Source organism: Arthrobacter sp. NPDC058127, from assembly GCF_042884555.1.
Taxonomy (GTDB): domain Bacteria; phylum Actinomycetota; class Actinomycetes; order Actinomycetales; family Micrococcaceae; genus Arthrobacter.
The window spans coordinates 52,328-78,867 of the sequence record NZ_JBHVTT010000006.1 but is presented as its reverse complement, the minus strand read 5'-3'; the positions used below and the strand labels follow the sequence as shown (position 1 = coordinate 78,867).

At 64.1% G+C, this 26,540-nt stretch carries 27 protein-coding genes; 10 read left to right on the top strand and 17 right to left on the bottom strand.

All coding sequences use genetic code 11. The features are described from left to right. The first annotated feature begins 30 nt into the window (after positions 1-30). The 3 genes from ACFVTG_RS11040 to ACFVTG_RS11030 all read left to right on the top strand — a co-directional run bounded on the left by ACFVTG_RS11040 (position 31) and on the right by ACFVTG_RS11030 (position 2,171). Complete coding sequence (locus ACFVTG_RS11040; RefSeq protein WP_390280338.1) at positions 31-1,098, top strand: YeiH family protein; 1,068 nt, start codon at positions 31-33, stop codon at positions 1,096-1,098. 266 nt (positions 1,099-1,364) lie between these two features. Continuing rightward, a complete protein-coding gene (locus tag ACFVTG_RS11035; RefSeq protein ID WP_390280336.1) occupies positions 1,365-1,805 on the top strand; it encodes a hypothetical protein in 441 nt (146 codons plus the stop codon). Positions 1,806-2,039: 234 nt separating this feature from the next. Beyond that, positions 2,040-2,171 carry a hypothetical protein gene (locus ACFVTG_RS11030; RefSeq protein ID WP_390280334.1) on the top strand — a complete coding sequence of 44 codons (132 nt, stop codon included), beginning with the start codon at positions 2,040-2,042 and terminating at the stop codon, positions 2,169-2,171. 134 nt (positions 2,172-2,305) lie between these two features. Here the strand turns inward: ACFVTG_RS11030 and ACFVTG_RS11025 are convergent, their stop codons facing one another. Both ACFVTG_RS11025 and ACFVTG_RS11020 read right to left on the bottom strand, forming a co-directional pair. Next, positions 2,306-2,635 (bottom strand): hypothetical protein, encoded by a 330-nt coding sequence (locus ACFVTG_RS11025; RefSeq protein WP_390280332.1) that lies wholly within the window; start codon positions 2,633-2,635, stop codon positions 2,306-2,308. Positions 2,636-2,900: 265 nt separating this feature from the next. Next, a complete protein-coding gene (locus ACFVTG_RS11020) occupies positions 2,901-3,761 on the bottom strand; it encodes a universal stress protein (RefSeq protein WP_390280330.1) in 861 nt (286 codons plus the stop codon). A gap of 254 nt (positions 3,762-4,015) precedes the next feature. Between ACFVTG_RS11020 and ACFVTG_RS11015 the strand changes: the two genes are divergently transcribed. Next, complete coding sequence (locus ACFVTG_RS11015) at positions 4,016-4,489, top strand: DUF805 domain-containing protein (RefSeq protein WP_390280329.1); 474 nt, start codon at positions 4,016-4,018, stop codon at positions 4,487-4,489. Positions 4,490-4,512: 23 nt separating this feature from the next. Here the strand turns inward: ACFVTG_RS11015 and ACFVTG_RS11010 are convergent, their stop codons facing one another. From ACFVTG_RS11010 to ACFVTG_RS10985, 6 genes are all read right to left on the bottom strand, one after another. Then, positions 4,513-4,983, bottom strand: coding sequence for a GbsR/MarR family transcriptional regulator (locus ACFVTG_RS11010; protein ID WP_390280327.1), 471 nt, complete (start codon positions 4,981-4,983; stop codon positions 4,513-4,515). Next, positions 4,980-6,602, bottom strand: a complete 1,623-nt coding sequence (locus tag ACFVTG_RS11005) for an ABC transporter permease (protein WP_390280325.1) — start codon at positions 6,600-6,602, stop codon at positions 4,980-4,982. Before ACFVTG_RS11005 ends, ACFVTG_RS11010 begins: the two co-directional genes overlap by 4 nt. 1 nt (position 6,603) lies before the next feature. Further along, on the bottom strand, positions 6,604-7,584 hold the full coding sequence (locus tag ACFVTG_RS11000) for an ABC transporter ATP-binding protein (protein ID WP_284752594.1): 981 nt from the start codon (positions 7,582-7,584) through the stop codon (positions 6,604-6,606). Between the two features lie 78 nt (positions 7,585-7,662). Beyond that, entirely contained in the window at positions 7,663-8,616 is a 954-nt protein-coding gene (locus tag ACFVTG_RS10995; protein WP_390280323.1) for a hypothetical protein, read from the bottom strand. After that, the gene (locus tag ACFVTG_RS10990; RefSeq protein ID WP_390280320.1) at positions 8,613-9,320 is read right to left on the bottom strand and encodes a cytochrome b N-terminal domain-containing protein; all 708 of its coding nucleotides are present in this window, start codon (positions 9,318-9,320) and stop codon (positions 8,613-8,615) included. The genes ACFVTG_RS10995 and ACFVTG_RS10990 overlap by 4 nt, the downstream gene beginning before the upstream one ends. Further along, on the bottom strand, positions 9,317-9,484 hold the full coding sequence (locus ACFVTG_RS10985) for a hypothetical protein (RefSeq protein WP_390280318.1): 168 nt from the start codon (positions 9,482-9,484) through the stop codon (positions 9,317-9,319). Before ACFVTG_RS10985 ends, ACFVTG_RS10990 begins: the two co-directional genes overlap by 4 nt. 165 nt (positions 9,485-9,649) lie before the next feature. Here ACFVTG_RS10985 and ACFVTG_RS10980 point away from each other — a divergent pair, with 165 nt between their 5' ends. Then, a complete protein-coding gene (locus ACFVTG_RS10980; RefSeq protein ID WP_390280316.1) occupies positions 9,650-10,093 on the top strand; it encodes a pyridoxamine 5'-phosphate oxidase family protein in 444 nt (147 codons plus the stop codon). 12 nt (positions 10,094-10,105) lie between these two features. Here the strand turns inward: ACFVTG_RS10980 and ACFVTG_RS10975 are convergent, their stop codons facing one another. Then, complete coding sequence (locus ACFVTG_RS10975; RefSeq protein WP_390280314.1) at positions 10,106-10,984, bottom strand: universal stress protein; 879 nt, start codon at positions 10,982-10,984, stop codon at positions 10,106-10,108. A gap of 59 nt (positions 10,985-11,043) precedes the next feature. Further along, positions 11,044-11,487, bottom strand: a complete 444-nt coding sequence (locus tag ACFVTG_RS10970) for a pyridoxamine 5'-phosphate oxidase family protein (protein ID WP_284752599.1) — start codon at positions 11,485-11,487, stop codon at positions 11,044-11,046. A 202-nt stretch (positions 11,488-11,689) separates the two neighbouring features. Here ACFVTG_RS10970 and ACFVTG_RS10965 point away from each other — a divergent pair, with 202 nt between their 5' ends. Next, positions 11,690-11,941: an SHOCT domain-containing protein gene (locus ACFVTG_RS10965; RefSeq protein ID WP_390280312.1), complete on the top strand. Its 252-nt coding sequence runs from the start codon at positions 11,690-11,692 to the stop codon at positions 11,939-11,941. Positions 11,942-12,133: 192 nt separating this feature from the next. On the opposite strand, the gene ACFVTG_RS10960 is transcribed toward ACFVTG_RS10965, so the two are convergent. After that, the gene (locus ACFVTG_RS10960) at positions 12,134-14,557 is read right to left on the bottom strand and encodes a phosphoketolase (protein WP_390280310.1); all 2,424 of its coding nucleotides are present in this window, start codon (positions 14,555-14,557) and stop codon (positions 12,134-12,136) included. A gap of 254 nt (positions 14,558-14,811) precedes the next feature. Here ACFVTG_RS10960 and mgtA point away from each other — a divergent pair, with 254 nt between their 5' ends. Further along, the gene (gene mgtA / locus ACFVTG_RS10955) at positions 14,812-17,499 is read left to right on the top strand and encodes a magnesium-translocating P-type ATPase (protein WP_390280308.1); all 2,688 of its coding nucleotides are present in this window, start codon (positions 14,812-14,814) and stop codon (positions 17,497-17,499) included. Between the two features lie 25 nt (positions 17,500-17,524). On the opposite strand, the gene ACFVTG_RS10950 is transcribed toward mgtA, so the two are convergent. Next, positions 17,525-18,700, bottom strand: coding sequence for an acetate/propionate family kinase (locus tag ACFVTG_RS10950; protein ID WP_390280306.1), 1,176 nt, complete (start codon positions 18,698-18,700; stop codon positions 17,525-17,527). Between the two features lie 4 nt (positions 18,701-18,704). Here ACFVTG_RS10950 and ACFVTG_RS10945 point away from each other — a divergent pair, with 4 nt between their 5' ends. Together ACFVTG_RS10945 and ACFVTG_RS10940 are read left to right on the top strand one after the other, a co-directional pair. Continuing rightward, on the top strand, positions 18,705-18,881 hold the full coding sequence (locus tag ACFVTG_RS10945) for a hypothetical protein (RefSeq protein WP_284754919.1): 177 nt from the start codon (positions 18,705-18,707) through the stop codon (positions 18,879-18,881). Beyond that, entirely contained in the window at positions 18,878-19,735 is an 858-nt protein-coding gene (locus ACFVTG_RS10940; protein WP_390280304.1) for a universal stress protein, read from the top strand. The genes ACFVTG_RS10945 and ACFVTG_RS10940 overlap by 4 nt, the downstream gene beginning before the upstream one ends. 76 nt (positions 19,736-19,811) lie before the next feature. Here the strand turns inward: ACFVTG_RS10940 and ACFVTG_RS10935 are convergent, their stop codons facing one another. From ACFVTG_RS10935 to ACFVTG_RS10920, 4 genes are all read right to left on the bottom strand, one after another. Continuing rightward, positions 19,812-21,713: a heavy metal translocating P-type ATPase gene (locus ACFVTG_RS10935; RefSeq protein ID WP_390280302.1), complete on the bottom strand. Its 1,902-nt coding sequence runs from the start codon at positions 21,711-21,713 to the stop codon at positions 19,812-19,814. A gap of 54 nt (positions 21,714-21,767) precedes the next feature. Continuing rightward, positions 21,768-22,835: a zinc-dependent alcohol dehydrogenase family protein gene (locus tag ACFVTG_RS10930; RefSeq protein ID WP_284754914.1), complete on the bottom strand. Its 1,068-nt coding sequence runs from the start codon at positions 22,833-22,835 to the stop codon at positions 21,768-21,770. A gap of 54 nt (positions 22,836-22,889) precedes the next feature. Beyond that, complete coding sequence (locus ACFVTG_RS10925) at positions 22,890-23,354, bottom strand: pyridoxamine 5'-phosphate oxidase family protein (protein WP_390280300.1); 465 nt, start codon at positions 23,352-23,354, stop codon at positions 22,890-22,892. Positions 23,355-23,418: 64 nt separating this feature from the next. Then, positions 23,419-23,889, bottom strand: a complete 471-nt coding sequence (locus ACFVTG_RS10920; RefSeq protein WP_284754912.1) for a pyridoxamine 5'-phosphate oxidase family protein — start codon at positions 23,887-23,889, stop codon at positions 23,419-23,421. 166 nt (positions 23,890-24,055) lie between these two features. Here ACFVTG_RS10920 and ACFVTG_RS10915 point away from each other — a divergent pair, with 166 nt between their 5' ends. Next, a complete protein-coding gene (locus ACFVTG_RS10915) occupies positions 24,056-25,771 on the top strand; it encodes a GAF domain-containing protein (protein ID WP_390280298.1) in 1,716 nt (571 codons plus the stop codon). Positions 25,772-25,791: 20 nt separating this feature from the next. On the opposite strand, the gene ACFVTG_RS10910 is transcribed toward ACFVTG_RS10915, so the two are convergent. Then, positions 25,792-26,490, bottom strand: coding sequence for a response regulator transcription factor (locus tag ACFVTG_RS10910; protein WP_284754910.1), 699 nt, complete (start codon positions 26,488-26,490; stop codon positions 25,792-25,794). Between the last annotated feature and the right edge of the window lie 50 nt (positions 26,491-26,540).

Genomic DNA, 26,540 nt, shown 5'->3' with positions numbered 1-26,540 from the left:
ATGCCAGCCCCGGGAGGATCGCAGACAAGCATGAGTCAAGACATAGCCGCACCCCTGAAGGACGGACGGCAGGGTGCGCTGCTTCCCCGGGGCTCGCGGAGCAAGCGGCTGCCCGGACTGACGGCGGCAGCGGCCGCGGTCGCCGTCGCGTGGCTGATCCATTCGACGGTACCGGCGATGCCTTTCCTGACGGTGTCGGTCATGCTGGGAATTCTTTCCGCGAATCTCCCCGGGATCAGTACCGCCGTGGAAGGGGTCCTGCAGCCCGGGCTGGTGCTTTCCGCCAGGCGGTTCATGCGGCTGGGAATCGTTCTGCTGGGTCTCAAGCTCAGCCTGATCGACGTGGCCGCGCTGGGCTGGAAGACGCTGGCGATCGTGGTCGGCATTGTCTTGCTGACCTTCATGGGAACGATGGTGCTGGGCAAGGCACTGAAACTTCCGGGCGATCAGCCCCTGCTTCTTGCCACAGGATTTTCCATCTGCGGCGCCTCCGCGATCGGGGCCATGAGCGGGGTCACCAAAACGGATCACCGCGACACCGTTGTCCCAATCGCCCTCGTGACCCTGTGCGGAACGCTGGCGATCGCGGCCCTCCCGGCGCTCAAGGGACCCCTGGGCCTGGACACTGTTCAGTTCGGCTACTGGGTGGGAGCCAGCGTCCACGATGTGGGGCAGGTTGTGGCAACGGCGCAGACGGCGGGCGCGGCTTCCCTCGCCGTCGCGCTCATCATCAAGCTCACCCGTGTGCTGATGCTTGCGCCGATGGTCACCGGTGCCGCACTGGTGGGACGCTTCCGCCGCCGTCGGACGGCAAACGGCGCTGGGGATACCGGCATCAAGCTTCCTCCGCTGATCCCGCTCTTCGTGGCCGGGTTCATGGCGATGATCGTTCTGCGGACGCTGGGGATCCTGCCGCCAGTGGTCCTCGACGTTGCCGGTACGGTCCAGGACCTGCTTCTTGCCGCAGCCCTGTACGGGCTTGGGTCGTCAGTGCAGGTCCGGTCCCTGCTCCAGACCAGTGGCAGGGCCATCATCGCAGCGATGCTCTCTTGGGGTCTGATCGCAGCGCTGGCATTCGTCGGCGTGCACTTCATGTAGGAGCACACCGCCATGGGGTTCAGGATTTCGAAGGACGATGCGGGGTCGAGATCCGGCCTCAAGGCGGCCTTCTGATATTTATCCGCATCGGCACGCCAGGGACATCAGGGCGGCCCGTGGCGTGCGGGGCACTCGGATCGGAGTGCCCTGGGCTCGGACCGGCGGATCCTCGACATCGCGATCATTCAGGTTGCAAAAGAGGAGGCCGAAAGTCTTTCGGGCAAAGCCGATACCCAAAGGGGGAAAGCCTCGACAGGCGGCGTCGCATGATGGCGAAAAGCACCCGACCTGGGTGGTGGCGCACCGGAAAAGCGTCGCGCAGGCTGGTCTGGCTCGGTATGGCGTTGGGCGCAGTCGGAGCCTTAGTTCACCTCGGAAGTTACGCATGGGGCCGCCAACTCAATGCTTATGCTCTCGTCTGGGGTCTGTACTTCCTGGTACTCGAGGTGATCGTTCTGGCAATCCTTGGGCTGGTTGTTGCCGGCGTTGTGATCAGCGCCAGGTTCCTGGTGACCGAGGCAGCGAGCCGCAAGACGCGTGCAGTCGTCACCGGTATCTCGGCGCTGATAAGTTCGGGCCTACTCGCCTATGCGTTCTGCAGCCTCTTTCCGCCCTTGACGGACCCCGGGACAATCGCGGCGGTAACCGGGTTCGTGGTGGGCAGCATGTTCGCGATCGTTTCCTACCGGCACATCCCCCAGACCTGAGCTCAGGATATGGTCAGCGGCACGGATACCGTCCCGGGGGAGCCTGCCGACAATGAGAAATACCGAGTTGTCATTGGACTCAACAATCAACGGTTCCATGCCACGGTGCACTTAATCGAGCTTGTAGCCACGAGGGAGCAGCCGGAGTTCCGGGCACGGTTTGGTTTTGGTCGGTTCGTGGGCCCGTGGCGAGTGGAACGGTCACAAGTTAAAAGAGTCTTCAGGGCGCGCGGATTGTTTTCCGACGGCATCGCGATCCAGGGCGACAATTACTTCGACTGGACCGTCTACTCCTTCTACCCGGAAGTCGTCCTTCTCTCACTTGAGGAGCTCGGCTATCCAGTCGACTGGCTCGATCGATACTGAGGCCTTCACCTAGCGAGTCAACCATTCACCTGTTCTACGGCCAGAAGTGTCTCACTAGGAGTCCCACAAGGTCCCGAAGCAAAACGACACACCTTCGATCTGGCATGAGCGCGAGGCGATTGCTTGGTTGCGGCTTAGTTTGACCGGGGGTTCTTGAGAAGGTGGATGCTGAGGACCTCGCTGGTGTCGCGCGTTGTGACCGTGATCCCGTCACCGACGATGTCCAGGAAAAGGATGGCCCTTTCGCCTACTTTGAGTTTCCCGATGCCCAGGAGGGGAATCTCCTGGGTGTCCCTCCTGAGAACCGACACGCCTGCCGTTCGGTATGCGGCTTCTGGGTCTTGGTCCGCTGGCAGGCGCGTGAGGCTTGGGGAGGCTCCGAGGGCGATCCGGTAGAGGGAGCCTGTCGAGGTGCGGAAGGCAAAAGTTCCGGTGTCTGTGTCCGTCAGTTCCTCGATCACCATGGCCTGATTCTACGTCGGAGCGGTACCCGGCAGTCCCTGGCGTGATCGCACACGGAGGCTGAGAAAACCAGCAGCCCCAGAGAATTCGTGAATCGCCTATACGTCTCGCGCCGGGAGTGTCGACGGGAACCGCTCCGGTCCCTGTCAGCGGTGAACAAGTTGATGGGGCGCGATGGATGCAAAGAGTCCGGGGAGGATCGAGGTCCAAACGGTTTGGCCGGTCCGGTGACCTCCTGGCCAAAATTGTATTAACTGGGCAGGCTGCTTAGGCCGTATGTTTCACCCGCCGCACTCGGGTAATGATCGTTGGGCAGGGCAGGGACCTGAGTACCGTGTGGGCCGTCGATCCCAGAAGGAGGCGTTTAAAGCTACCCCTTCCACGGCTGCCCAGCACCAGCAACCTGGCTTCGGCGGCGGCGTTCGCGAGTGCTTCCGCCGACTCGTTGTTGGACACCAGAACCTGATGGACAACCACGTCGGGATAGTTTTCGGCCAGACCGGCGACGGTCTCGGCGAGGACGATTCGTTCTCCTTCCAAGATGGTCTCGGCAACGTCGGCCGCCGGCATGGCGCGATGAATGAGCGGCGGAGCGAGGACGGCGTGAACCACTGCGAGCTCCTGGCTATCCTTGTCCGCTTCGGCCGCCGCGAAGGAAACCGCTTGCGTTGATTCTTCGGAACCGTCAGCGCCGACCACGATGCCGCGGCGCCCGGTCATGTCCTGTTCCCCGACCACTGCCACAGGGCACTGCGCGACGGCGGCGATCTGCAGCGCCCTGTCAGCTACGGGTCCTCCAGGCCAGTTGTGCCCGGTTCCGATCACAACCATCGAGGCTCCTTTGGAGTGCTTCCTGAGCGCCTGCCCGGGGCTCCCGGAAAACAGAAAGGTTTTCACCTGGACCGTCGGCTCCAATTCGCCTGCATACGCTGCGGTTTTACTGAGCAGCTCGTTTGCTGCGGCCCTGATCACCTCATTGGAACCGACGGATTCGTCGAGCCATCGACTGTCGACCGCGTGAACGAGCTGCACCGGGAGTTTCCGTCGTGCCGCCCGGTCCATCGCCCAAGCCAACGAGGCATGGCTCGCCTTGGTGTCAACCACGCCGACAACGATTGGCTTTTTCATGACTCTGTCCGCCTTCCATGAAATGTGACTCCCTCTTTGCGGGTGCTGTGGGCACCATTTTCTGCTCGTTTTGCCGAGCCGGGCAGGGCCGTAAGTCCTGCAGGTGACGCTCTTGCTGCCACCGTTACCAGGGACCGAACGCACTCGCAGAACTAGGCGCTGTCACTCGTCCGATGCATGGCGTTGTGCTCTGTTCTGACGGGCCGACTGGGTCTAGCATGCGGGTGTCGAATAGTCTGCATGGAAGGGCTTGAATGATGTCCAGCTATCAGCCTCAGTATCTTCCCCAAGGTGGAGTCCCGCTTGAGCTGCCTTACTATGGAGCCCCGCCGATCGAGGCCGTCAAACGGTTCTGGAAGAAGTACACAGTCTTCCACGGGCGGGCTAGCCGCAGTGAGTATTGGTGGTGGGTCCTCGCCTCGGCCATCGTCTCCGGGGTGATCAATGCGGTTGGCGCGACAGGGAGCGGCAACACCAGCACCTCGACGGCCCTTGGCGGCCTTTGGTTCCTGGCGACGATCGTGCCTTCGCTCGCCTTGGCTGCACGGCGCCTGCACGACGCAAATCTCAGTGCGTTCTTCTTGTTGCTGGCCTTGATCCCGGTACTCGGATGGATTGCCCTGCTCGTGTTTGTGCTCCTGCCGGCCAATCCCAGGGGTCAGCGATTCGACCGGTTGGTGCAGGCATATCCGCCGAACCCGCCGCAGCCGTATCCGCCTCAGGCTTGAGGATCGGGCGGAGTCAGAGGAGCCTAGTCTTTGGCCCGTGTGTGTTCCCACTCATCGAGGAGGCCGGGCAGCCGGGTCATGAGGAACCGGTAAAAGGCGCCCATCTCGTCCACCCGGGCCTTCGCCGCTGATCCTTCAGGGAGGCTTGACGCGGTGGAGTCGGCGAGATCGGCGAGTCGGTTGTATACGGGGTTCTGCCGTAGGGAGGCGACGTACCACGCGTTGTCGGGGAGGGCGTAGTGGTCGCGCCGGCTGCCAGGTCGCGAGACCCGGTGGACGAAGCCGACAGTCTGCAGGTACCGCACGGCGCCGGAGACTGCGGCCGCGCTCGCGCCCAGCATCTCTGAGAGCTCGGCAGCGGTCAGCGAGCCGTCGTCGGAGACCACGAGGGCCATGAGGGCGCGGGCCGGCATCTTGGGAAAGCCCGCGGCAGTGAGGACAGCTGCGGATGTCTCGGCGGAGTCGGGCATACGCTTGCTCTCGGGACCTGTCACGCTGTGCCCACCTCCCGGCGGCGGACGGCCACGAGCGAGAATGCCGTGATGACCGCGGCGATGCCGAGCATCCAGAAGCCGCCGCTCCAGTCGGTCCCGGTGCTTGTGGTGACGGGGCTGTGGGTAAACGGCGAAAGGTCCCGGAGTGTCTGGTCGAGGCCGAGCATGCCGCCGTAGATCCCGAGGACGACGCCGACGCCCAGGAGCGCCCACCCGGCAGGGATCGTGGCGCGGGGCCAGACAACGAACACTGCGGCGGGCAGCGCAAGGTAAATGAGTGCTGCGGGAAGCTGGTCGACGGCGGTCTGCCAGACGTCGCCGACTGCGTTGGAGGTGTCTCCGGAGGCGACCAGTGAGACCCAGGCCCCGAGGGCGGTGAACGCCATGACAAGCACGACAGAGACGGTACCAAGTCCAAGGAAGCTCCCCAGCCAGCGTATCCGGCCCACCGACTCGGACACCACGGGCTCGGCGGTTCCGGCCACCTCCTCCTGACGGAGGCGAAGGACGGCCTGGAGACCGCAGGCCGCGGCAAGTATTCCGGCTACCTCGAACAGTGCTGCGACGAGGAGCTTGGTCATTGATGTGCCCTGTGCCTCGATCATGCCGCGGAGCACGGCAGTGATTTGGGGGTTGGAGGTGATCGAGGACTGGATCGCGGAACCGAGCGAGCCCGCGAGGAGGCCCGTCGCGAGGCCGCCGATGCACCAGCCCATGATCGCTCCCTGCTGCAGGCGCAGCGCGAGCGAGAAGCTCCCGCGCAGCCAGGGCCGGGCGTCGGCGCGTCCGGATCGCCCGGCGAGCACGCTCGCCCCGACGTCACGGCGCGCCATCAAAGCCACGACGACGGCGGTGCACACCGCCCAGAGTGCGAGGGGAAGGAGCAACGGCCACCAACGGTTGCCCGTGTAGGCGAAGGTTTGCTGGCCCCATCCGATGGGGGAGATCCAACTCGGCCACGCGGCCGTCATGGTCGTCCCGTCGGGACTCACCTGTCCCGTCGCGTCCCCGAAGCCGCGCAGCAGGTACGCGAGCATCACGAGGGCCGACGAGATGCCGTTGGCCCCCCGCGATGTGCTGAAGAACTCGGAGGCCAGCAGGCCCACGCCGAGGAAGGCGAAGCCCACGGCACCCGTCGCGAAGCCAGCCACGAGCGAGCCGGCAGGGTCAAGCCCTCCGGCCATGAAGCCGAGCGCCGTCGCGACGGCGACGAGCGCGTTGGCCACGATGCCGTGAAGGACAGTGGCGCCGAGCGGGGCCCATCGCCCGGCCGCCGTCGCGGAAATGAGCTCGGCCCGGCCCGATTCCTCTTCCGCCCGGGTGTGCCGGACGGCCATGAACGTATTCATGAGTCCGGCAAGGACGCCCAGGAATGAGAAGATTTCGAAGAACGTAAACGAATCGAGCGCCGGACCGCGTGGGAGGCCGCGCAGCACGAGGATCGCGGGAGCCGCGGTCGCAAGCTGCAGCACCTGCGCGCGTGTCGCGTCGTCGCCGAAGGTTTTAGCTATGGCCGCGACGGCGAACAGCGCGAGGGCTCCGATCGAGAGCACCCACACAATCACCTGCCAGCGGTCCCGGCGTAACCTCTGCCGGTACAGGATCCACAGAGCGCCCATCTCAGGCTCCCGCCCCGGCGCGGTGGCGCCGATGGTGGGTGCCGCCGTCGTCCGCTACCTGCGGGGCAGGCGGGGCGACCGTGTCGCCATAGTGGCGCAGGAAGAGCTCTTCGAGCGACGGCGGCGCGACGAGGAGGCCTTTGACCCCGAGGCTGCCCAGCAGGGGCAGGACCTCGTGGACGCGATCGGAATCGGCGCCGAACTTGACGCGCCCGTCGGCCACGGTGAGGTCGTGGACCTGCGACAGCGTGTCCAGCGCGTGGGTGTCCACGCTGTCCTGGGCGAACGAGATCTCCGTGCGGGTGAGGTGGCGCAATGCGTCGAGCGTCCCTCCGTCAACGATCCGGCCGGCTCGGATGATGCTCACGCGGTCGGCGAGCTGCTCGACCTCGGAGAGGATGTGGCTTGAGAGCAGGACTGTGGCGCCGTTCTCGTGCACGATCCGCCTGATCTCACGCGTGAAGACGGCCTCCATGAGCGGGTCAAGGCCGCTCGTGGGCTCGTCGAGGAGATACAGCTCGGCGTCCATGACGAGGGCGGAAATGAGCGCGACCTTCTGGCGGTTTCCCTTCGAGTAGGCGCGGCCCTTCTTGCCCGGGTCGAAGTCGAAGAGCTCGCAGAGGTGACGCTTGCGCTCCCTGTAGGTGGCTTGGTCTACAGCGCCGTCACGGAGGCGGGAAAGGAGGTCGATGGCTTCTCCGCCCGAAAGGTTGGGCCAGAGGCTCACGTCTCCCGGGATGCTCGCGACGCGTCGGTGGAGTTCGACGGCGTCTGCCCAGGGATGCAGGCCCAGGACGCTCGCGCTGCCCGACGACGGCCGGGCCAGGCCGAGCAGGATGCGCAGCGTGGTGGTCTTCCCCGCGCCGTTCGGGCCGAGGAAGCCGTGGATCTCGCCCTTGTGGACCTCGAGATCGAGGCCGTCGAGCGCTTTGACGCGCCCGAAGTTCTTGTGCAAATCGACAGTCTGGATGACGGTGTCCATGACACAAACGTACGCAGTTTTCACAAAGTTTTGAATGACCGAAAGGCCCTTGTTTTCCAGCGCGGTTCGTGCGTTGGTCTAGCGGTGCTTGTAGTAGTCCCGCCAGATCAGCCGGTGTAGGGGTATGCGGCGGGGCAGCGACCTGAGTCCGGGGATGAAGGGCACCAGGGTCAGGAGGAGTGTCAGGATCACCATGGAAAACACGACGAGGACATCTGCGTTCGGCGATGATTTGAAGGGTTCCACTTGATAGAGGGCGGAGAAGAGCCACAGCCACGACTGGCCGGGGTAGTTCCCGGTTTCATTCATCATTCCCCACTGGTCTCCCGTCAGATGCTGGGCGTCGGCGAGTCCGGGGAAGTAGCTGCCGTCGCCGAGGAACAGGATGCTGGCTTTGTAGTCGGTGTTGTAGAACGAGCCTTTTGCGCTCAGGACCGGATCAAGGGTGCCTTGCTGCGCCATGGCCAGTAGGGCTCCGGTGAGGGCCGGCACCGGGCCGTAGTCGCCGGATGGAACTTTCGCCGGGTCGTTGTCCGGGGCCTTGCTGAGTGCGTCCCCGTACGCGGTGGTCCAGGCAGTGTGTTGGGCGTCGCTTGCCTTCGTCCATTCGTCGATCGCTGCCGGGGGTGTCGGCAGGGTTTGGAGCGGGCCGATGACGAAGTCGTTGGCTGTGTCGATCGGAAGCCGTACGCCGGAAAGGCTCTGCAGGTCGATCGGGCCGAGTTTTTGGGTGGCATCGGGCGTCGAATTGTAGGGCGGTCCATATCCTGCGGTGCCGCTGGTGCCTCCGAGTTCGGTGGTGGCTGTTGCCACGAAGTCCGCGGGATCGGTCTGGGCCCAGGATTTCAGGGTCACCGTTGGTTCGTCCGGCGAGCTGAAAACCGCAGAGAGTCCCAGGACAAGCAGGCCAACAACCGCCAGCCCGACAACAAGTTCCTTGAACAGGTCGTATTCGCGCGTCGTGCCTGGCCATGGCCTGCTGGCGATGTCGTTTCGTGCGCGCCACGACGTTGACGCTAGGGACTTGCTCACTTCGTGTCCTCGCCCTCAGTGGCCGGGTTTGGCGCTGTTGAGCGTAGCTGGGCATCGGATGCCGCGGCCTCCAACGGGGGCACCACTCCGTGCATCCGCACGAGAACAACGTGGAGGGCGACAATGGCGGCGACGGCCAGCGGGAGGAGTGTGATGTGCCACATGAGTATCTGGCCCAGATCGGCGACGTTGAACCATGCCCCTACACCGACCGCGTTGAGGGCGTCTTTGGCTTGGAAGGCAATCCACTGCGAGTCGAAATTGCTTTGAAGGAGGTATCCGGTAAAGGCCGTGACGATTGAGACGACGAACGCGAGCATCCCGGTGATCCAGGTCAGCACGCGCCCGCCCCGCCAAGCAGCCATCCAGAATTTGCCCCAGAGGTGGATCACCATGAACATGAAGAACAGTTCAACGCTCCACAAATGGGTGCTGTTGATGAAACGCCCGAAAGCCGAGGCATGGAACCACGTGGGTCCGTTCAGCGCAAGTACGGCACCGGAACCGAGGATGTAGGCAAACGCGGCAACGGCGCCCATGCCGAAGACGTAAATCCAGGACGACACGTAACTCGGCTGGTCTTCGGGAAGCAGCTTGTCCGGCGGCAGCCGGCGTAGCGCCCAGCCCCGGGCTTTTCCCGTCCAGGTGGAGAACCGTGGTTCGCCGTCGTCGGCAGTCGGGACCGGACCGCGGTGGACGGTCATTTCCGGCTCCTTCGGCCTGGGAACGGAAGAACCAAAGCGAGAATGAACAACACGACCATCGTGGCAATGACCACCAGATTGCCGAATTGGATCAGGAAATCGCCCCACTGGAAATAGATTCCGGTATCCGGCATTCCGGCATCCGCCTGTCTTATTCCGAGCATCACGGCCTCTTTCGATGAAAGGCGAACCTTGGATGGGAAGCCTTCCTATATATGGACGCTACAAGCTTGCGGGCCAACAGACACGGGTCCAAGGGCCCTATTGGATGGTGCGGGCCGCGTGCATGCTGGAATGGCTTGGAATGCCGCACATCGAAAGGATCTGCCATGTCACCGGATACCGCAAACCCCGTGGAAGTCCTGAACGAGGAAGAATGCTGGAATATCCTTTTGGGTGCGACGTTGGGGCGGTTGGCATTGAGCATCGCCAACGAACCCGAGATCTATCCGATCAATTTCGTTGCCCACGACGGGAAAATCCTCCTCCGGACGAATCCCGGGGAGAAGCTGTTTGCGCTCACGATCAACGACAAAGTCGCCTTGGAGGCCGACGGGGTCGGTAGGCAATCCGTCTGGAGCGTCGTGGTCAAAGGCACGGCACGGCAATTGGAGTCCGGTGCCGAGACCGAAGCTGCCGAAAGGATTCCGCGCCAACAATTGACCTCTACAAAGAAGCGGGTTTTCGTTGAGATCGTCCCGACGTCGATCACCGGGAGGCGCATTCACCGGGGACCTGAAGACGACGATCTGGTCCCCAGCGACTTGTACTGAACAACATCTGCTTCACGGGGTGTCCGGGGTTGGCCGACGCACCACCATGACCGGGCAGCTGGCGTGATGAAGCACAGCGTGGGCGACCGAACCGATGGTGCCCCGAACGAGCCCGCGTCCTCTGGTCCCGACGACGATGACGGAGGCATCCTGAGCCTCCGCCAAAAGAGTGCCCGGGATGGACGTGCCGATCGGAGATCTTATCTGGAGATCAAGGCCCGGAATGGTTTCGTGGGCGTTCCGCGCCGCGGAGTCGAGAAGCGCCTGGACGCGGGGTTCTGCTTGGTCCCGAGTCTGGATGCCCTCGTCAGGGATGGGGCGCGGAATCCAGTGATTCTTGCGGACATGCACCACTCGAAGGGGTGCACCCGCCAACGCTGCCAGGGTTCGGGCATGCCGAAGCGGTAGTTCCCAATCATCGAAGTCGACGCCGACGACGACCGGCCCACCGGCGTGTTCCCCGCCGCGGACGACAACAACCGGGCAATCGGCTGTTGCCGCGAGTTCCAGGCTGACGGAGCCGATCAGCAGCCCCATGAATCCTCCTGCGCCCCGGGTGCCGACGACCAACAATGCGGCGCCGGTAGAGAGGGTCCTGAGGTGTTCGGCCGGCCACCCATAGAACAGCGTCGTTTTGACAGCCAATCCAGGAACCGCGTCGTTGACCCGTGCCACGCCCTCGGTCAGAACGTCCTCGGCCGCGCGTCGCAACCCGCTGCCTTCGACGCCCGGCACCGGACCGAGGTCGTGGGTGATTGCGGGCCACAGGGAGCTGTGAACCAGGTGCAGTCCGCAGTTCCGCTGAGCCGCCTGGCGGGCAGCCCAACGGATGGCCGGGACAGCTTCGGCGGACCCGTCGTATCCGACGATGATTTCTTCCGCGGTACCCATGGTCTCCTTACCCGTAAGGGTGTTTGAAGGTGGAGCGGCTCCAGTCTTACTCCAGAAGCTCATTCCAGATGCACGTGGCGTCCGGTGACCCTGTGTGCCTGGATCCGGACAAAGAGGTTCCGTGCTCCGCCGGCCCACGGCTCGGCCATGACCTTTCCCCAGAGCCGGTTCAGCAGATCCTCGTCCTCAACACGTGTCGAGGCCCCGCTGACCAGCACCGACCAACCCTCGCTCCGCTCGGCACGAGAATCGTCGATTTGAAAGGACGACCCGAGCGACGGGACCGCCTCGGCGATCGATCCATCCCCGGCCGTACGGAAGTAAATGGACTGGCCATCGACCAGATAATTCACGGGGAGGATCACCACCCTGCCTTGTTCAACAAAGCCGAAGCGGCCGGTCGTGTTTGAGCGCAGGAGGTCCCAACACTGTTCCTGGCTGAGTTCTTCCGCGACGTGCAGTCCGCCGTCAACGCGGCCTGCGTCCATGCTGGGGAGTGACATGTCTGCTCCCATGTCGTCTAGCTCGTCTTTCGGGCACGCGATCGCGGGTATGAAGACCTGCAACTCCCAGCAGCCTATTGGGGGCACTTCTCCTGCTGTAGGGCCGAAAGGCCCGGAGGTGTGACTAAATGCCCTGTGGGAGGGGCCGGAAACGAGCGACACTGGACGCAGGTACGGAATCCAAAACAAAAGGAAATTGGCCATGATGTATGGATGGGGTGGAAGCGTCGGCATCGGCGGCTGGATCGCCATGGGGCTGATGATGTTGCTGTTCTGGGGTGGCATTGCCACCTTGGTGGTCCTCCTGCTGCACGGGAGCCACGCGGGCGGACGGGGTTTCCAAGGGCCGCCCCATGATGATTCCGAACGTAACCTCAATGAGCGCTTCGCCCGGGGCGAGATTGACGAAACGGAGCTAGCGGCTCGCCGTGCTGCTCTACGTCGCCGGCAATGAGCAGGGCTTCCGCGGGGTCCGGGACCACGTCTTGCATGTCAACATCCTGCGCCGTGCCATCGCGAACCACCCGCGTGAGCGAGCCGTTGAGAATCGCGAGGCGATCCAATGACTTTTTGGCCCGGTATTCCTGAGGGACACCAATGAGGATATTGCCCGCGGCGGCCAGTCCGAAGAGCTTCCTTTCCCCCGCTAGGAAGGGTGCGGCGTCCAGGACCAGTCCCGTATTTCCGGGAGGTCTTCGAAGTATTCCCGGATGTATCGCGCATGTGTATCCAGCTGCCTGCGGCAGAAGTCGACCAGTTCGTCCGCGCCTCCGACCTGCCGGTGAATGCGACGCAACGCTTCCAGGACCAGGTGGTAGCGGCTCATCTTGTTCAGGACCACCATGTCGAAGGGGGTGGTTGTGGTTCCTTGTTCGTTGTAGCCGCGGACATGGAACCGTTCCGGGCGGGGTCTTCCATGCAGGAGTTGGTGCAGGGCCCGGGCGTAGCCGTGCCAGGCCATGATGACTTCTCGGTCTGCCGTGAACAGCTCTTCGAACTTCTCATCGGAAAGGCCGTGGGGGTGGGTGTCGCGGGGCGGGAGGACCATGGCATCCATGACGTTGACAACGCGGACCACGAGTCCGGGCAGATGCTCTTGCAGCAACCAGGCTGCGGCCAGCGTCTCCTGGGTGGGGATGTCCCCCGCACAGGCCATGACGACGTCGGGCACGGCCCGGGCGCCGTCGGGCTCGCCGCCGTTGGGCTGCTCGTTCCCGGCCCAAGACCAGATGGACGCTCCTGCCGCGGCGTGGCGCCTCGCCTCCTCCAGGGTGAGGTACTGCGGGTGCGGTTGTTTGTCTACGACCACCAGATTGACGTAGTCCTTGCTGCGAAGGATGTGGTCGGCGGTGACGAGGAGGGTATTTGCGTCCGGTGGCAGGTAGACGCGGGTGACGGTGCCCGACAGGGACAACACCGTGTCGATCAGTCCGGGCCCTTGGTGGCTGAATCCGTTGTGGTCGTTGCGCCAGCAGGTGGAGGTCAGGAGAATGTTCAGGCTAGGCATGGGGGCTCGCCATTCAAGTTCCCTCGCGTGCTGGAGCCATTTGGCGTGTTGGACGGTCATTGACGCGCTGACCATCGCGAAGGCCTCGTAGCTGGCGAACAGTCCATGGCGGCCCGTGAGGAGGTATCCCTCCAGCCAGCCCTGGCACAGGTGTTCGGAGAGGACTTCCATGACCCTGCCTCCGGGCGAGACGTGGTCTTCGGCCCGGGCATGATCGCCGGCCCTGGCCGGTTCCAGGAGGCAGCGGTCGGTGGCCTCGAAGACAGCCCCGAGCCGGTTGCTGTTGGTTTCGTCCGGGCAGAAGAGCCGGAACCTCGGATCCGGGGCCGTCGCGACGTAGATGTCCCGGAGTAGTTCCCCGAGCGGCCTGGTGGTTTCGTGGACGACCGACCCCCTAGGGGCCGCCGGTACCGCGTATTCTTCCAGCTCGGGGATATCAAGGACAGTCCCGGTCCCGCCGCGTCCGGCACGGGTTGCGCCCATGCGGAGGGTGCCCCCCGGGGCAAGTGCGGCCAATTCGGGGGCGAGCCGGCCTGTGCTGTCGAAGAGGGTTTCGGGCTGGTAGGAGCGCATCCAGGCCTCAAGCTGCGCCAGGTGTTCGGGATTCTCGCGAACGTTTGCCAGGGGCACTTGGTGGGAGCGAAAGGTTCCTTCGACGGGAAGCCCGTCCACCATGGCTGGCCCGGTCCACCCTTTTGGCGTCCGCAGGATGATGGCGGGCCATCGCGCCGGGCCGTGCACGCCCTGGCTGCGCGCTGTGGATTGCAGTTCGCGGATGCGCCCATAAGACTCGTCCATCGCAGTGGCCAAGGCGCGGTGGACTAGCACCGGGTCCTCGCCGGAGACGGTGCGCGGATCCCAGCCATGGGCACTCAGGAGCGCTTCGACGTCCTCGTCGGATTTGCGGCCGAGGACGGTCGGGCCGGAGATCTTGTATCCGTTCAGATGGAGTATCGGCAGCACGGCGCCGTCCCGGGCCGGATTGAGGAAGGATGGCGCCTTCCATGACGCTTCCAACGGGCCGGTCTCGGCTTCGCCATCGCCGATGACGCAAGCGACAATCAGTCCGGGGTTGTCCATGGCCGCGCCCGTGGCGTGCATCAAGGAGTAGCCAAGCTCGCCCCCTTCGTGGATGGAGCCGGGAGTGGCCGGGCCGACATGGCTCGCGATCCCGCCCGGCGTTGAGAATTGCCGGACAAGGCGCCGGAGTCCCTGGAGGTCCATCCCAACTTTGGGATAGATCTCCGAGTAGGTGCCCTCAAGATAGAGGTTGGCGACGACGGCGGGACCGCCGTGGCCTGGACCAGCGACGAACAGGACTTCCGCTGAGGTTCGCCTGATCAGGCGGTTCAAATGGGCATAGATCAACGACAGCCCGGGGCTGGTTCCCCAGTGGCCCAGGAGCCGGGGCTTGATGTGGCGCGGGAGCAGCGGCTCCCTCAGGAGAGGGTTTTCCTGTAGGTAGATCTGGGCCACCGTGAGGTAGTTGGCCGCGGACCAGTACCGGTGCAGCGGCTCGAAGTCTTCGCCCGACGCTTCGGTGACGGGGGTTCCGGTTTCCATGGGCTTGCCTCTTCCGGGTTCGACGGCGTGCCGAATGCACGCGTTTCTGGCGTCTGGACTGTTCTGGTCTTCACGGTGTCAGATGCACGACCGGGGCGGTTAGGGCCATAGGGCCCTAGGCCGCGCCGCGGCGGCACTTCAGCTCGACACAACCCCAGCAACAACACTCTCCCATCCGCCCCAGGGGCCCCTCCCCAAGCCTTACCCTTATCCAAGGGCGACTGCCTCAGGCAAAGCATTCGAACGGATACGGCATGTCAGATATCAACGTCCAGGAGCGGCATTCCATGCAGCTGCCGATCACCGAGGCCGCGTGCCTTCAGCCGGACGAAGTACTCGAACACCTGGGCTCCAGCCCGGCCGGGCTGACAAACGAGGAAGCCGCGGAACGCCTTGCAGAACTCGGCCCGAATGCCGTGCGGACGCACCGGGCCAACGGTTGGGCGGTGTTGGGCCGGCAGTTCGCCAGCCCCATCCTCATCCTGCTGATCATTACGGCAGGGCTTTCCCTCTTCCTGGGCGATGCCACGAATTCGATCGTGATCGGCGTGATCCTCCTGGTCAGCGTGGGTTTGGGCTTCACCAACGAGTTCCGCGCCGAACGGGCCTCCGAAGCCTTGCATTCCCGGGTAACCCATCGCGCCGTCGTGCTGCGCGACGGGACCACGCAGGACGTGAACGTGACCTCCTTGGTGCCGGGCGACGTCGTACACCTTAGTCTTGGCGCCATCGTTCCCGCCGACATCCGCCTCCTGGGCACCAAGAACCTCCTCTGCGACGAAAGCATCCTGACGGGGGAGTCCCTGCCAGCCGGGAAGGATCCGGCCCCGGTGGCGCCTGGGTGGTCCCTGGGGGACCTCGCATCCTGCGTCTTCATGGGAACCGTCATCCAGTCCGGCGGCTGCACCGGCGTCGTCGTAGCCACCGGGGCCCGCGCCGAATTCGGCCGTATCGCGCTGGGCCTGGGAGAACGGCAGCCCCAGACCGAGTTCCAGCTCGGGCTGAAGCGGTTCTCGTTCCTGCTCTTGCAGGTGGCTATCGGGCTCACCACGCTCATCTTCATCGCGAACCTGCTCCTGCAGCGCCCGCTGATCGAGTCGCTGCTGTTCTCCCTGGCAATCGCCGTCGGCATCACGCCGCAGCTGCTGCCCGCCGTCGTGAGCACCAGCCTCGCTACCGGCACCCGCCAGCTGGCCCGTCGCAAAGTCCTGGTCAAACGACTGGTCTGCATCGAGGACCTGGGCGACATGGACATCCTGGTTACCGACAAGACCGGCACCCTCACCGAGGGGCGCATCAGCTTCACCGGCGCGCTGCCCGCCTCCCCTGAAGTGTCCGACGTCGAACTCCTCACCTTGGGTCTGCTGGCCACCGAAACCGACTATGCCGAGGCCAAACAATCCACGGCCGGGCAGAATCCCCTGGACGCCGCATTATGGGAAAGCGCGGGTGCGGCAGCGTTTGATCCCGCCCGCTTTGAGCGCCTCGACCTGATCGACTTCGACCACCAACGCCGCCGGACCAGCGTTCTGGTGCGGGAAGCCGGCGGCCTGGCACGCCTGGTCACCAAGGGCGCTCCCGAGGATGTGCTCGCCCTCTGCGGGCCGACTTCGCCCAGGGTACAGGCCATGCTGGACGAACAGTTCGATGCCGGATCGCGCGTCGTCGCGGTGGCCACCCGCCCAGCCGCGGGGCTGAGCGGCATCACGCCGGCCGACGAAAATGACCTCGTCCTGGCCGGTTTCCTCGTCTTCCTAGACCGGCCCAAGGCAAACGCGAAAGAGTCCCTCGAACGGCTGGCGATGCTGGGCATCTCCGTGAAAATCGCCACCGGGGACAACGCCAAAGTCGCAGAGAAAGTTTGTTCCGAGCTAGGCGTGATTTCCGGCGGAACGCTTATCGGCGCCGACGTCGACGCGTTGTCCGATACCGAGTTGGCCGCAACCGCCCGGGAAGCCACCATCTTTGCCCGCGTGTCGCCCGAGCAGAAGGCGCGGATCATCACCCTGCTCCGCCAAAGCGGCGGAGCGGTGGGCTTCATGGGCGACGGTGTGAACGACGCCCTGGCCCTTCATAAAGCGGACATCGGGATCTCCGTGGACAGCGCCACCGATGTCGCCAAGGACGCCGCCGACATAGTGCTTTTGGAAAAGGACCTGGGCGTCCTTGCCGAAGGCGTGATGGAGGGCCGGAGGATCTTCGCGAACACCATCAAGTACGTCCTGATGGGCACGTCCAGCAACTTCGGCAACATGTTCAGCGCCGCCACTGCGTCGGTGGTGCTGAGCTTCCTGCCCATGCTGCCGGGGCAGATCCTGCTCAACAACCTGCTCTACGACAGCGGCCAGCTGGCCATCCCGGGCGACCGCGTGGACAAAGAGCAGCTGCTGGCACCGTCGCACTGGAACATCGCGTTCATCCGGCGTTTCATGTTCCTCTTCGGGCCGATCAGTTCAATCTTCGACTTTGCCACTTTCGCGCTCATGCTGTTCGTCTTCGACGCCGTCCCGGGGGAGTTCCGGGCAGGCTGGTTCATCGAATCCATCGCCACGCAAACCCTCATCATTTTCGCCATCAGGACCCGTCGGGTTCCATTCCTGCGCAGCCGTCCCTCGGTTGGCCTGTTGAGTGCGTCCTTGGGCGTGGTAGCCGCGGGGATCTTCCTGCCGCTGTCACCGCTGGCGGGCGTGCTGGGCTTCGATCCTTTGCCGGTGCCGTTCTTCCTGTCGCTACTGGGAATGATCGTTGTCTACATGGTCCTGGTGGAATTCGCCAAACAGTGGTTCTTCTCCCGGACTGCGCAGCAAGCGCCCCCGCTCACGGCGCCCGTCCGCCGTCGGCCGGATACCCACCACATCTCGCGCCGGGCATCGCGCTTCAGCGCGCCGGTTGTTGCGGTTGTGCCGGGGCGTCCATTGCGTCGCCGGCTTAAGGGTCTGTGACCACTTGCCGTTGGCACTAGCCGGGTCACGCTTCGTTGAGGCTTCGATCCGCTGAACCGTCCGAAAGTACGACGGCGGCTGTCGCCTCCGCGATGGCGCGTTCCTCGTCGCTCGGGACCACCAGGACCGGAAAAGCCGATGCGTCGGTGCTGATGATGCGGATGCCTGTTTCGCCGGAGTAGTTCCTGTGTTCGTCGATGAAGAGACCGAGGGGCTCGAGCAGCGAGATAACCTGGGTTCTGAACCGGCTGGAATGTTCGCCGATGCCACCGGTAAGGGCCAAGGCCGCGGCCCCGCCGACCACCATGTTGTAAGCGGCGATGTACTTGGCCAGCCGGTAAGCGGCCATGTCCCAAGCGAGGATCGCTCGGGGGTCGCCGTGCCGCGCAGCGTCCTGGATTACGCGCATGTCGGCTGATCCGGCCAAGCCCAGCAGGCCTGCCCGATGGTTGAGGAGCTCATCGACTTCGTCCGGTCCGAAGGCGCGGCGCTGCAGAAGCGTGATAATGGACGGATCAAGATCACCGGAACGAGTACCCATGACCAACCCCTCCAGAGGGGTCATGCCCATGGACGTGTCGACGCTGCGACCCTCCCGTACAGCGGTAACCGAGGCGCCATTGCCAAGGTGCGCCACCACCGCATTCAAGGATCCAACCGGAACTTCGAGGAACGCCGCTGTGTCGCGGCAAACGATCTCGACGGAGATCCCGTGGAAGCCGTAGCGCCTGATCCCGTACTTCGTATGAAGCTCCTCCGGAATGGCATAGCGGGAGGCATGGTCGGGGATCGTTCGGTGAAAGGCTGTGTCGAAAACGGCTACCTGGGGCGTGCGCGGCCAACGGGCGGCCGCGGCACGCATGCACGCCATGCTTGCCGCGTTGTGGAGCGGCGCAAACTCGCCAAATTCCTCGATGGTCCCGATGACGTCCGGAGTGACGCGTGTGGGCGAACTGAAGCGATCCCCGCCGTGGACCACCCGAAGCCCAATGGCATCAGGGCTTGTTCCGCCGGTTACGTCCTGGATGGCGGCATCGACCACGTCGAACGCGTTGCCAAGGAAGACGGGATCCAGCGTGCCCTCTTGCGGGCTGTTGACGGCCCGCTCCAGCAGGATCCCGGGCTTAGCTTCAGATGTTCCGATTCGACGCAGCTGATACTTCAAGGACGAGGAACCTGGATTCAAAACAAGGAGCAACACGCTGATGTCCTTTCACGAAGACGACGCGGCACCCGGACCATGGAACGCGATACCCCTTGAGGAACATAACCCGGAAAATGCGTTCGCGGGGAGGGTCTTACGGCCCTTGCAGGTCATCGACGCAGCCGACGAAACTGGGAAGAGATTGCAGCTGGTTCCAGGAAGGCACGTGCGCTCGTGAAGACAAAGATCCTCGTTGGTGTCGATGGGTCGGTGGTCGGCAGTGCTGCCGTGGACTGGGCTGCCGAACGAGCCCGTGATCTTGGTCTTCAGCTCAACCTCGTCCATGCCGTTCCTGAGCCATGGGCGTTCCCGGAGAAGGCCCTCCACGACGGCGCGACTGCACAAGCCAAGGACCTGCTGAAAGGCGAGACAGCACGGGTCGCCGCACGGTTTCCCTCCCTGGAGGTCGTGACGACACTAAGTTCCGGAGAGCCCGCCGAGACCATGCGCAAGCTTTCTGCGGATGCGGAAATGGTCGTCGTGGGAACCGATCGACGCCCCGGCAACCACGACGAAGGATTCGGTTCGGTCAGCTTTCAGGTCGCGGTCATCAGCCATTGCGCCGTCGCGATTGTGCCAGCCCCCTCAACGCGCGAGTCATACGGCGTAGTAGTTGGTGTCGATGGTTCCCGGGACTCCGAACTCGCCGTCGAGTATGCAGCTGACGAGGCGCATCGAATGGGACAAGAACTCGTGATCGTCCACGCCGGTAGCGGCCGCGATCCTTCCCCGTCCGGGAGACCGGGGCGCGGGACCGGGCCTGCAGAACCTGGACTCGATGGGCACGCGCTGTTGTCCAAATCGGTGCACGGACTGGAGGGGCGGCACCCGGATTTGGCCATACTCAAGATCCTGGACCTTGAGCGCGCGCCAGCCGAAGCGCTCCTGGACGCCAGTACCCGTGCGCGGCTGCTGGTCATGGGCTGCAAAGGAAGGGGCGGTGCCCGCGTGCTCGTCGGCTCCGTGGCTCAGCACGTGCTGCTCAATGTCCAGTGCCCGACGGTGATAACCCGCCCCGCCTTGCAAACATAGCCGCCGGGCGGAAGCAACCGGCCTCTGTTGCACCATCCATCCGGCCGGCCGGGCGGGCGGGCGGCCGGCCGGCAGGCTAGGGTCGAAAGTCATGGTCCAGTTTTCGGGGCTGGGAAGGGGGAACAAGCTCTGACGAATCGGCGCCCGGCATTCGCCTGTGTCCCAATGCCCGGAGCGCATTCAGAATCGTGGCGAGGTCCACTAGTTCCTGGAGGAGAGCGCCAGCCACGGCCGGGACGAAGCCGTAAGCCGCCATGGTCATCAGCCCTACGCTGAGGAGAATGCCGGTCCAGATGCTGGTGCGTGCGATATGGATGGTGTGCCGGCCGATGTCCACGGCTACGGCCACTTTGGATAAGTCATCGAGCATGATGACGACGTCGGCCGACTCGCTGGCCGCGGTAGCTCCCTTGGCGCCCATCGCTATCCCGACGTCGGCCGCGGCGAGGACGGGCGCATCGTTGACTCCGTCGCCGACCATCATGACGGGGCGATCGTCCAACTCAGCGACTGCCGCCACTTTGTCGGCAGGCAGGCAATCGGCCAGGACCCGGGTTATCCCGGCTTCGGCCGCAATATGTGAGGCAGTGGAACGGGTGTCGCCGGTCAGGAGCATGGTTTCCCGCACGCCGAGGCGTCGCAGCTGGGCCAAGGTGGCCAGCGCGTTCCCGCGCAGAGGGTCGCTCATGATCAGCGTTCCGGCGAATTGCCCGTCGACGCCGACGTAGACACCCAGTTGTCCGCTGGCCAGGACTGCTTTTTCGAAGCCGGTTATGGCCGAGCCGACAAAGTCGGCCTTGCCCACCACCACAGTCTGGTCACCGCAGGCTGCCGTGACACCCTGGGTCGCATGCTCGCTGGCGCTGCTGACGGGAAGCAAGGGCAGGCCGCGGGATCGTGCGGCATCAATCACGGAGGATGCCAGCACGTGGGAGGAAGACTGCTCAGCGGACGCTGCCAGTTGGAGTATCAAGCTGGGGGACATGCCTTGCGCAGCGACCAGGGAGACTTGTATGTCGTGCAGGGTGGGGCGGCCATGCGTGAGTGTGCCGGTTTTGTCGAAGACCGCTGTCCTGACGCGGGCGAGTTGCTCGAGAGTACGAGCATTTTTGATGATGATTCCCGAGTGGGCTGCCCGGCTGGTGCCGGCAAGGAACGCTACGGGCGCGGCGATCAACAAGGGACACGGTGTTGCAACGACCAGCACTTGGGCAAACCGTTCTGGATCTTGAGTGATGAACCAGGCGATCCCGGCAAGCAGGAAGGCGAATATCGTGAACGGCACGGCGTATCGGTCCGCAAGCCTGACGGTGGGGGCGCGGCTCGCCGCGGCTTCTTGGACCAGGGCCACGATCCGGCTGTACTGGGAGTCTGCGGCGGTGGCGCTTGCAACCATTCGAACGGCTTCTTCGCCGTTGACGGCGCCGCTCAGCAGGGCGTCGCCTTCGCGGTGTTCAACTGGAAGGCTTTCACCGGTCAGGGAGGACTCGTCGAAAGTCCCGGCAGGGGAGAGCAAGATACCGTCTACTGGGACGATTTCGGAGGGTTTGACCAAGAGAGTGTCTCCGGAACGGACGCTCCCCACGGGAACCTCTTCCACAGGGTTGCCCGGGGTCTCGCGGTGCGCCGTCCGGGGAGCCCGCTCGAGAAGGTTCTTCAGCTCGCGAGTTGCCCGGCCGTGGGCAAATTCCTCGAGGGCGTCTCCTCCCGTAAGCATGAGCACGATGATGAGCGAGGCAATGTATTCTCCGACCACGAGGGTGCTGGCAATGGCCGTTACTGCAAGCAAGTCGATGCCCCACCGTCCTCGAAAGAGTTCCCGGAGCATCGACACGGCACGGTACGCGGCCATGGTCAATGCATAGATAGTCGCCGTTGCCTGTGCCACTGGCATTTGTCCGAGGCCCAGCAGTATCCCGACGCACGCCCCTGCGAGGAGTGTGGCCGCTACGAGCGGAAAGCGCAGAATTGTGGCCATGGGAGCCGCCGCCCTTGGGTGCCGATTCAGGGAAGGAGCTTCAGCAAGGGTTGCCTAGTGGTGGGATTCCCGGCTGAGGATGACCTTCAGGGCGTGTGTCTCAGCCGCCCTTGAGAAAGTGTCGTAAGCATCGATGATCTGTCCCAGGGTGAAGTGGTGGGTCGCAAACTTCTCGGCCGGGATCTTGTGCTGGGCCACCAGCCGGAGGAGCATCGGTGTCGTGTTGGTGTTGACGAGGCCCATGCTGATATTGATGTTGCGGATCCAGAGGTCCTGGAGGCGCAGTTCAACGGACTTTCCGTGCACGCCGATGTTGGCCACATTCCCGCCGGGGCGCACGAGCCGCAAGGCCATATCGAAGGTGTCCGGGATCCCGACTGCTTCGATGGCGACATCCACTCCTGCGCCGTCGGTGTAGGACATGACGTCGCTGATCCAAGCAGGACCGGAGGGGTTCACGACCCCTGTTGCGCCGAACTCCCGGGCCCGGAGAAGGCGCCCTTCGTCCGGGTCTATGGCGATGATGGTGGCGGCGCCGTGGAGGCCTGATGTGGCTATCGCGGCGAGGCCGATGGGGCCCGCTCCGACGACGGCGACGACGTCGCCTGGCTTGATGTGACCGGCTTGGACTCCGATTTCGAACGCCGTGGGCAGGATGTCGGAGAGCATGACGGCTTGGTCGTCGGTGACCCCGTGGGGCAGTTTGTAGAGCGAGTTGTCCGCGTAGGGGACACGCACGTACTCGGCTTGGGTGCCGTCAATGAGATGGCCGAAGATCCAACCGGTTCCTGCTTGGCCCTCCTCCCCGGAGCAGTGCGAGTAGAGGCCCTTCTTGCAGTTGCCGCAATGTCCGCAGGACTTGATGCAGGAAATGAGGACGCGGTCTCCGGTCCTGAGCCCGGTGACGGACGAACCTACTTCGGTGACCGTTCCGACGCCCTCATGCCCGAGGACCCGGCCCTCTTGGACCGCCGGAACGTCGCCTTTGAGGATATGAAGGTCCGTCCCGCAGATTGTGGTGGTATCGATGCGGACGACGGCGTCGGTGGGGTTGACGATGTGGGGATCGGGGACGTCCGTCCAGGACTTTTGTCCGGGTCCGCCATAGACGAGTGCTTTCATGATGCTCCATCAAGGTAGGGCAAGAGATACCGTCGGCGACGCTGGCAGCAAAAGTCAGTGGAACAGCTCGGAGCGCGCATCCCACAGGGGAGTGTTCCAGATATCGGGACGGGTGGCCTTGAACCGTCGACCAGTGAGGGCATCCAAGGTCAAACGCAGATAGTGGCTCTTGCTGCCCGGCTGCCAGGGATCCAGGTGGAGGGCATCGGCTGCCGCCTTTTCACGCAGGTCGACGATGAAGTGCGCCTGCCCTCTGGCGACGACGCTCCAGGCCTTTCCGGTGCCCGCATCGAAACTATCGATTTCGAGCGCGCAGGGATGGCGCATCGTGTTCCAGAATTTCGTGCCGGTGCCTGTGCGGAAGACGATGGATCCGTGGTCCACGACGTAGTTCACGGGGAAAATGTCCGGATGGTCCTCGACAATAACGGCCAGCCTGCCAACGGTTGCTCGGCCAAGCAATTCAAAGCATTCGCCTGGACTCAGTCTTTCGATTTCATCCGTTGATTGAGGGTTCATGACGCTGACGCTACCGGTGGCTGTCCGCCGTCGTTAGGGGCTTTAGACCCGCCGGGCGACGCCGTCATTCGAGTCCGGCGCGCGTTGCGTCATCCAGGGGACTCCACCAGGTCAGGGGAGGGGTGACGGTGAAGCGGCGTCCGGTAATCGACGTCGGGACGATGCGAATGAAATGGTCTTTGCGGCCCGCTTGCCAAGGGAAAAGGAGCAGCCCGACCGTATCGAGCACCTCCTGGGTGAGCCTGATTGCAGCAGCCTGCCCTTTCACGACCACGCTCCACGCCACCCCGGTGTCCGGGTTGACGCCGTCGGCCTCCAGCGCGACGGGTGTTTCGCTCAGGGCCGAGTGGAGCTTAGTTCCTTCTCCGGTCCGGAAGACGAGGGTGCCGTGGTCGACCTTGTAGTTGATCGGGAAGATGTCGGGGTGGTCTTCTACCCAGACGGCGAGGCGCCCCACCGAGACGCCGCGCAAGAGTTCCCAGCATTGTTGAGGTTGCAGGACCTCTGGTTCCGGTGTTGATGGTTTGTTGGTCATGTCGCAGAGGCTACGCCCGGGCATGAGCGGGAAACAGGGCACAAAGACCCTCGCCTCACACGCGTCTGGGCGAACACCCGACTCGGGAGTAGTCTGGCATCGGATTCGCCACCTGCCACGACACGGGTACATGCCCGCGCGGGCGGTACCGCTCGAAAGGCAGCTTATGAACGGCTCTATTCCAGATCGCGTGCGCGCTGATCGCCTCCACGTCACCGGGACACGGATCGAAGACCTGCTCAGGGACTTTCTGGCCCGGGCCGGAGAACTCCTGGATGCCCAGGAACAGATGCGCGGACTTCTGGAAGCGGTGGTGGCGGTCGCCGAAGACTTGAGCCTGGACGCCGTACTGGACCGGGTCGTCACGTCCGCCTGCCGGCTGCTGCATGCCCGCTACGGCGCCCTGGGTGTCCTCGGCGAGAACAAGTCGCTGAGCCACTTCGTCACGGTCGGCATCGACGAAGACCTTGCACGCCGGATTGGCCCACTCCCCACCGGACACGGTGTCCTCGGTCTGTTGATCAGCGAACCGGCCCCGCTTCGACTCCATGATTTGCGCCAACATCCGAAGGCATACGGATTCCCTGAGAACCATCCACCGATGAAGTCTTTTCTTGGTGTCCCGGTGAGGGTCCGTGACGTCGTCTTCGGCAATCTGTACTTGACGGAAAAAGAGGGCGGTGGGGATTTCACGCCGGAAGACGAGGATCTCGCGGTGGCGTTGGCTGCTGCTGCCGGCGTGGCCATCGAGAACGCCCGGCTCTATGAGGACGCCCGCCGTCGCGCGTCCTGGCTTGAAGCGTGCATGGATGTGACTGGCCGGATGCTCGGCGAGGACCGGACGGCGGAGCCTGACACAGCCGCCCTGGATTTGATTGCGGAGAGGGCGCTTCGGGAATCGGGATCCCAGATGTCCCTGATCCTGGTTCCGAACGGGGGCGTGGGTTCGTACCGCGTCGCAGGTGCCGCCGGGGACGGCAGCGCAAATTTCGCGGGGAACATCCTTCCCATGGATTCCGCCGTCATCAGGTCAGTCGCAGCCACCGGTGCGCCCGCATGCATGGACGAGGCCGGGGACATCCTCGGATCGATCGACGGCCTGTCCCCGGGTAAGCTCCTGGCAATCGATCTCAGCGCCCAGGGCGCCCACCATGGGCTTCTGTTTCTGGTTCGAGCCCCTGAAGCGGGGCCGTTCCCGAAGACGGATGTGGAGATGGGCGCCGTCTTTGGCTCTCACGTGGCCTTGGGCCTGGAGCTTGACCGTATCCATCGGCTCCGTGAACAGTTGGTGGTTTTCTCGGACCGGGACCGCATTGCCCGGGACCTGCACGACCTCGTCATCCAACGGCTTTTCGCGGCCGGTCTCAGCATCCAGAGCCTGCGGCGGTTTACGACAGGCGAGCCTGCCCTGACCCGGATCGACGCGGTCACGGCGGAACTGGATGAGACCATCAGGGACCTCCGAAACACGATCTACTCGTTGCGTTCTTCAGGGGAGCGGGAGTTGCTCAGCAGCCGCATACTGCAGACTGTCCGCACTGCCACCAGGTCGCTGCCCTTCGTCCCGCACCTGACGCTCAACGGGGCGGTCGATTCGGTGCTCGACGACGGGACCGTCACCAACGCGCTGGCGGTCATCTCCGAAGGCCTCAGCAATGCGGTCCGTCATTCCGAGGCGCGAGCCATCAGTGTTTCGGTGTCGGTGGAAGACGGGATGCTGACCTTGATCATCGAAGACGACGGCAGGGGCTTCAGGGATGCCGTCCCCGGAAATGGTCTGGTGAACATGGAACAGCGGGCCGCGGAGTTGCGCGGTTCATTTGAGGTGACCAGCGCCCCGACGAAGGGCACGACCGTGTTGTGGTCGGTTCCGGTCCGCTGAGATTCCGGTCCGCCGGTCCGTCAGCGGACGGTGCCGGTGTCCGTTTCCGGTCCGTGGGCAATGTACACGGCAGCCTGGGTGCGCCGTTCAAATCCCAGCTTCGCCAACATCGAGGACACGTAGTTCTTCACGGTCTTCTCGGCCAGCACCATCTGTTCCCCAATCTGCCGGTTCGTCAGACCCTGACCTACCAAATCCAGGACCCGCCGCTCCTGAGGCGTCAATGAGGCGACCCTGGGATCCACGCGCTGAGGCTCCGTGAAGCCTTGGATGATCTTCGCCTTCACGGCCGCATCAAACAATGACTCGCCTCGCGCAGCACGGCGGAGTGCACCGAGCAAGTCAGTGCCTCCGATTTCCTTCAAGACGTACCCTGCCGCACCCGCAAGAACGGCTCCACGAAGAGCCTGTTCGTCGTCGTAGCTGGTGAGAATCAGGCAATTCAGGGTGGGGTCAACGGAGCGCACTTCCCGGCACACTTCGATGCCGGTGCCGTCGGGCAACCTGGCGTCCAGTACCGAGACGTCCGGGCGCAACGCCGGAATGCGCCGGGCGGCCTCCTCGGCCGAACCGGACATGCCCACCACCATGAAGCCTTCGCTTTCCAGTAGTTCCTGCAGTCCCCGGCGGACAAGCTCATGATCGTCCAGGACATAGACGCGGATTGGTGGCGCGCCAAGGGCCCCGGCGCCGCTTTGGGGTGATACTGGGCGTTCCATGATCCTCCTGTCGGGCAGCCCGTGGCCGCGGTCCCGCCGGTCCGTCATGG

Excerpts from the sequence above, each read along its gene's own strand:
- ACFVTG_RS11040 (WP_390280338.1), top strand. The coding sequence starts at position 31 with ATGAGTCAAGACATAGCCGCACCCCTGAAGGACGGACGGCAGGGTGCG.
- ACFVTG_RS11035 (WP_390280336.1), top strand. The coding sequence starts at position 1,365 with ATGATGGCGAAAAGCACCCGACCTGGGTGGTGGCGCACCGGAAAAGCG.
- ACFVTG_RS11025 (WP_390280332.1), bottom strand. The coding sequence starts at position 2,635 with ATGGTGATCGAGGAACTGACGGACACAGACACCGGAACTTTTGCCTTC.
- ACFVTG_RS11020 (WP_390280330.1), bottom strand. The coding sequence starts at position 3,761 with ATGAAAAAGCCAATCGTTGTCGGCGTGGTTGACACCAAGGCGAGCCAT.
- ACFVTG_RS11015 (WP_390280329.1), top strand. The coding sequence starts at position 4,016 with ATGATGTCCAGCTATCAGCCTCAGTATCTTCCCCAAGGTGGAGTCCCG.
- ACFVTG_RS11005 (WP_390280325.1), bottom strand. The coding sequence starts at position 6,602 with ATGGGCGCTCTGTGGATCCTGTACCGGCAGAGGTTACGCCGGGACCGC.
- ACFVTG_RS11000 (WP_284752594.1), bottom strand. The coding sequence starts at position 7,584 with ATGGACACCGTCATCCAGACTGTCGATTTGCACAAGAACTTCGGGCGC.
- ACFVTG_RS10990 (WP_390280320.1), bottom strand. The coding sequence starts at position 9,320 with ATGACCGTCCACCGCGGTCCGGTCCCGACTGCCGACGACGGCGAACCA.
- ACFVTG_RS10985 (WP_390280318.1), bottom strand. The coding sequence starts at position 9,484 with ATGCTCGGAATAAGACAGGCGGATGCCGGAATGCCGGATACCGGAATC.
- ACFVTG_RS10980 (WP_390280316.1), top strand. The coding sequence starts at position 9,650 with ATGTCACCGGATACCGCAAACCCCGTGGAAGTCCTGAACGAGGAAGAA.
- ACFVTG_RS10975 (WP_390280314.1), bottom strand. The coding sequence starts at position 10,984 with ATGGGTACCGCGGAAGAAATCATCGTCGGATACGACGGGTCCGCCGAA.
- ACFVTG_RS10970 (WP_284752599.1), bottom strand. The coding sequence starts at position 11,487 with ATGTCACTCCCCAGCATGGACGCAGGCCGCGTTGACGGCGGACTGCAC.
- ACFVTG_RS10965 (WP_390280312.1), top strand. The coding sequence starts at position 11,690 with ATGATGTATGGATGGGGTGGAAGCGTCGGCATCGGCGGCTGGATCGCC.
- ACFVTG_RS10960 (WP_390280310.1), bottom strand. The coding sequence starts at position 14,557 with ATGGAAACCGGAACCCCCGTCACCGAAGCGTCGGGCGAAGACTTCGAG.
- mgtA (WP_390280308.1), top strand. The coding sequence starts at position 14,812 with ATGTCAGATATCAACGTCCAGGAGCGGCATTCCATGCAGCTGCCGATC.
- ACFVTG_RS10945 (WP_284754919.1), top strand. The coding sequence starts at position 18,705 with ATGTCCTTTCACGAAGACGACGCGGCACCCGGACCATGGAACGCGATA.
- ACFVTG_RS10935 (WP_390280302.1), bottom strand. The coding sequence starts at position 21,713 with ATGGCCACAATTCTGCGCTTTCCGCTCGTAGCGGCCACACTCCTCGCA.
- ACFVTG_RS10930 (WP_284754914.1), bottom strand. The coding sequence starts at position 22,835 with ATGAAAGCACTCGTCTATGGCGGACCCGGACAAAAGTCCTGGACGGAC.
- ACFVTG_RS10925 (WP_390280300.1), bottom strand. The coding sequence starts at position 23,354 with ATGAACCCTCAATCAACGGATGAAATCGAAAGACTGAGTCCAGGCGAA.
- ACFVTG_RS10920 (WP_284754912.1), bottom strand. The coding sequence starts at position 23,889 with ATGACCAACAAACCATCAACACCGGAACCAGAGGTCCTGCAACCTCAA.
- ACFVTG_RS10915 (WP_390280298.1), top strand. The coding sequence starts at position 24,056 with ATGAACGGCTCTATTCCAGATCGCGTGCGCGCTGATCGCCTCCACGTC.
- ACFVTG_RS10910 (WP_284754910.1), bottom strand. The coding sequence starts at position 26,490 with ATGGAACGCCCAGTATCACCCCAAAGCGGCGCCGGGGCCCTTGGCGCG.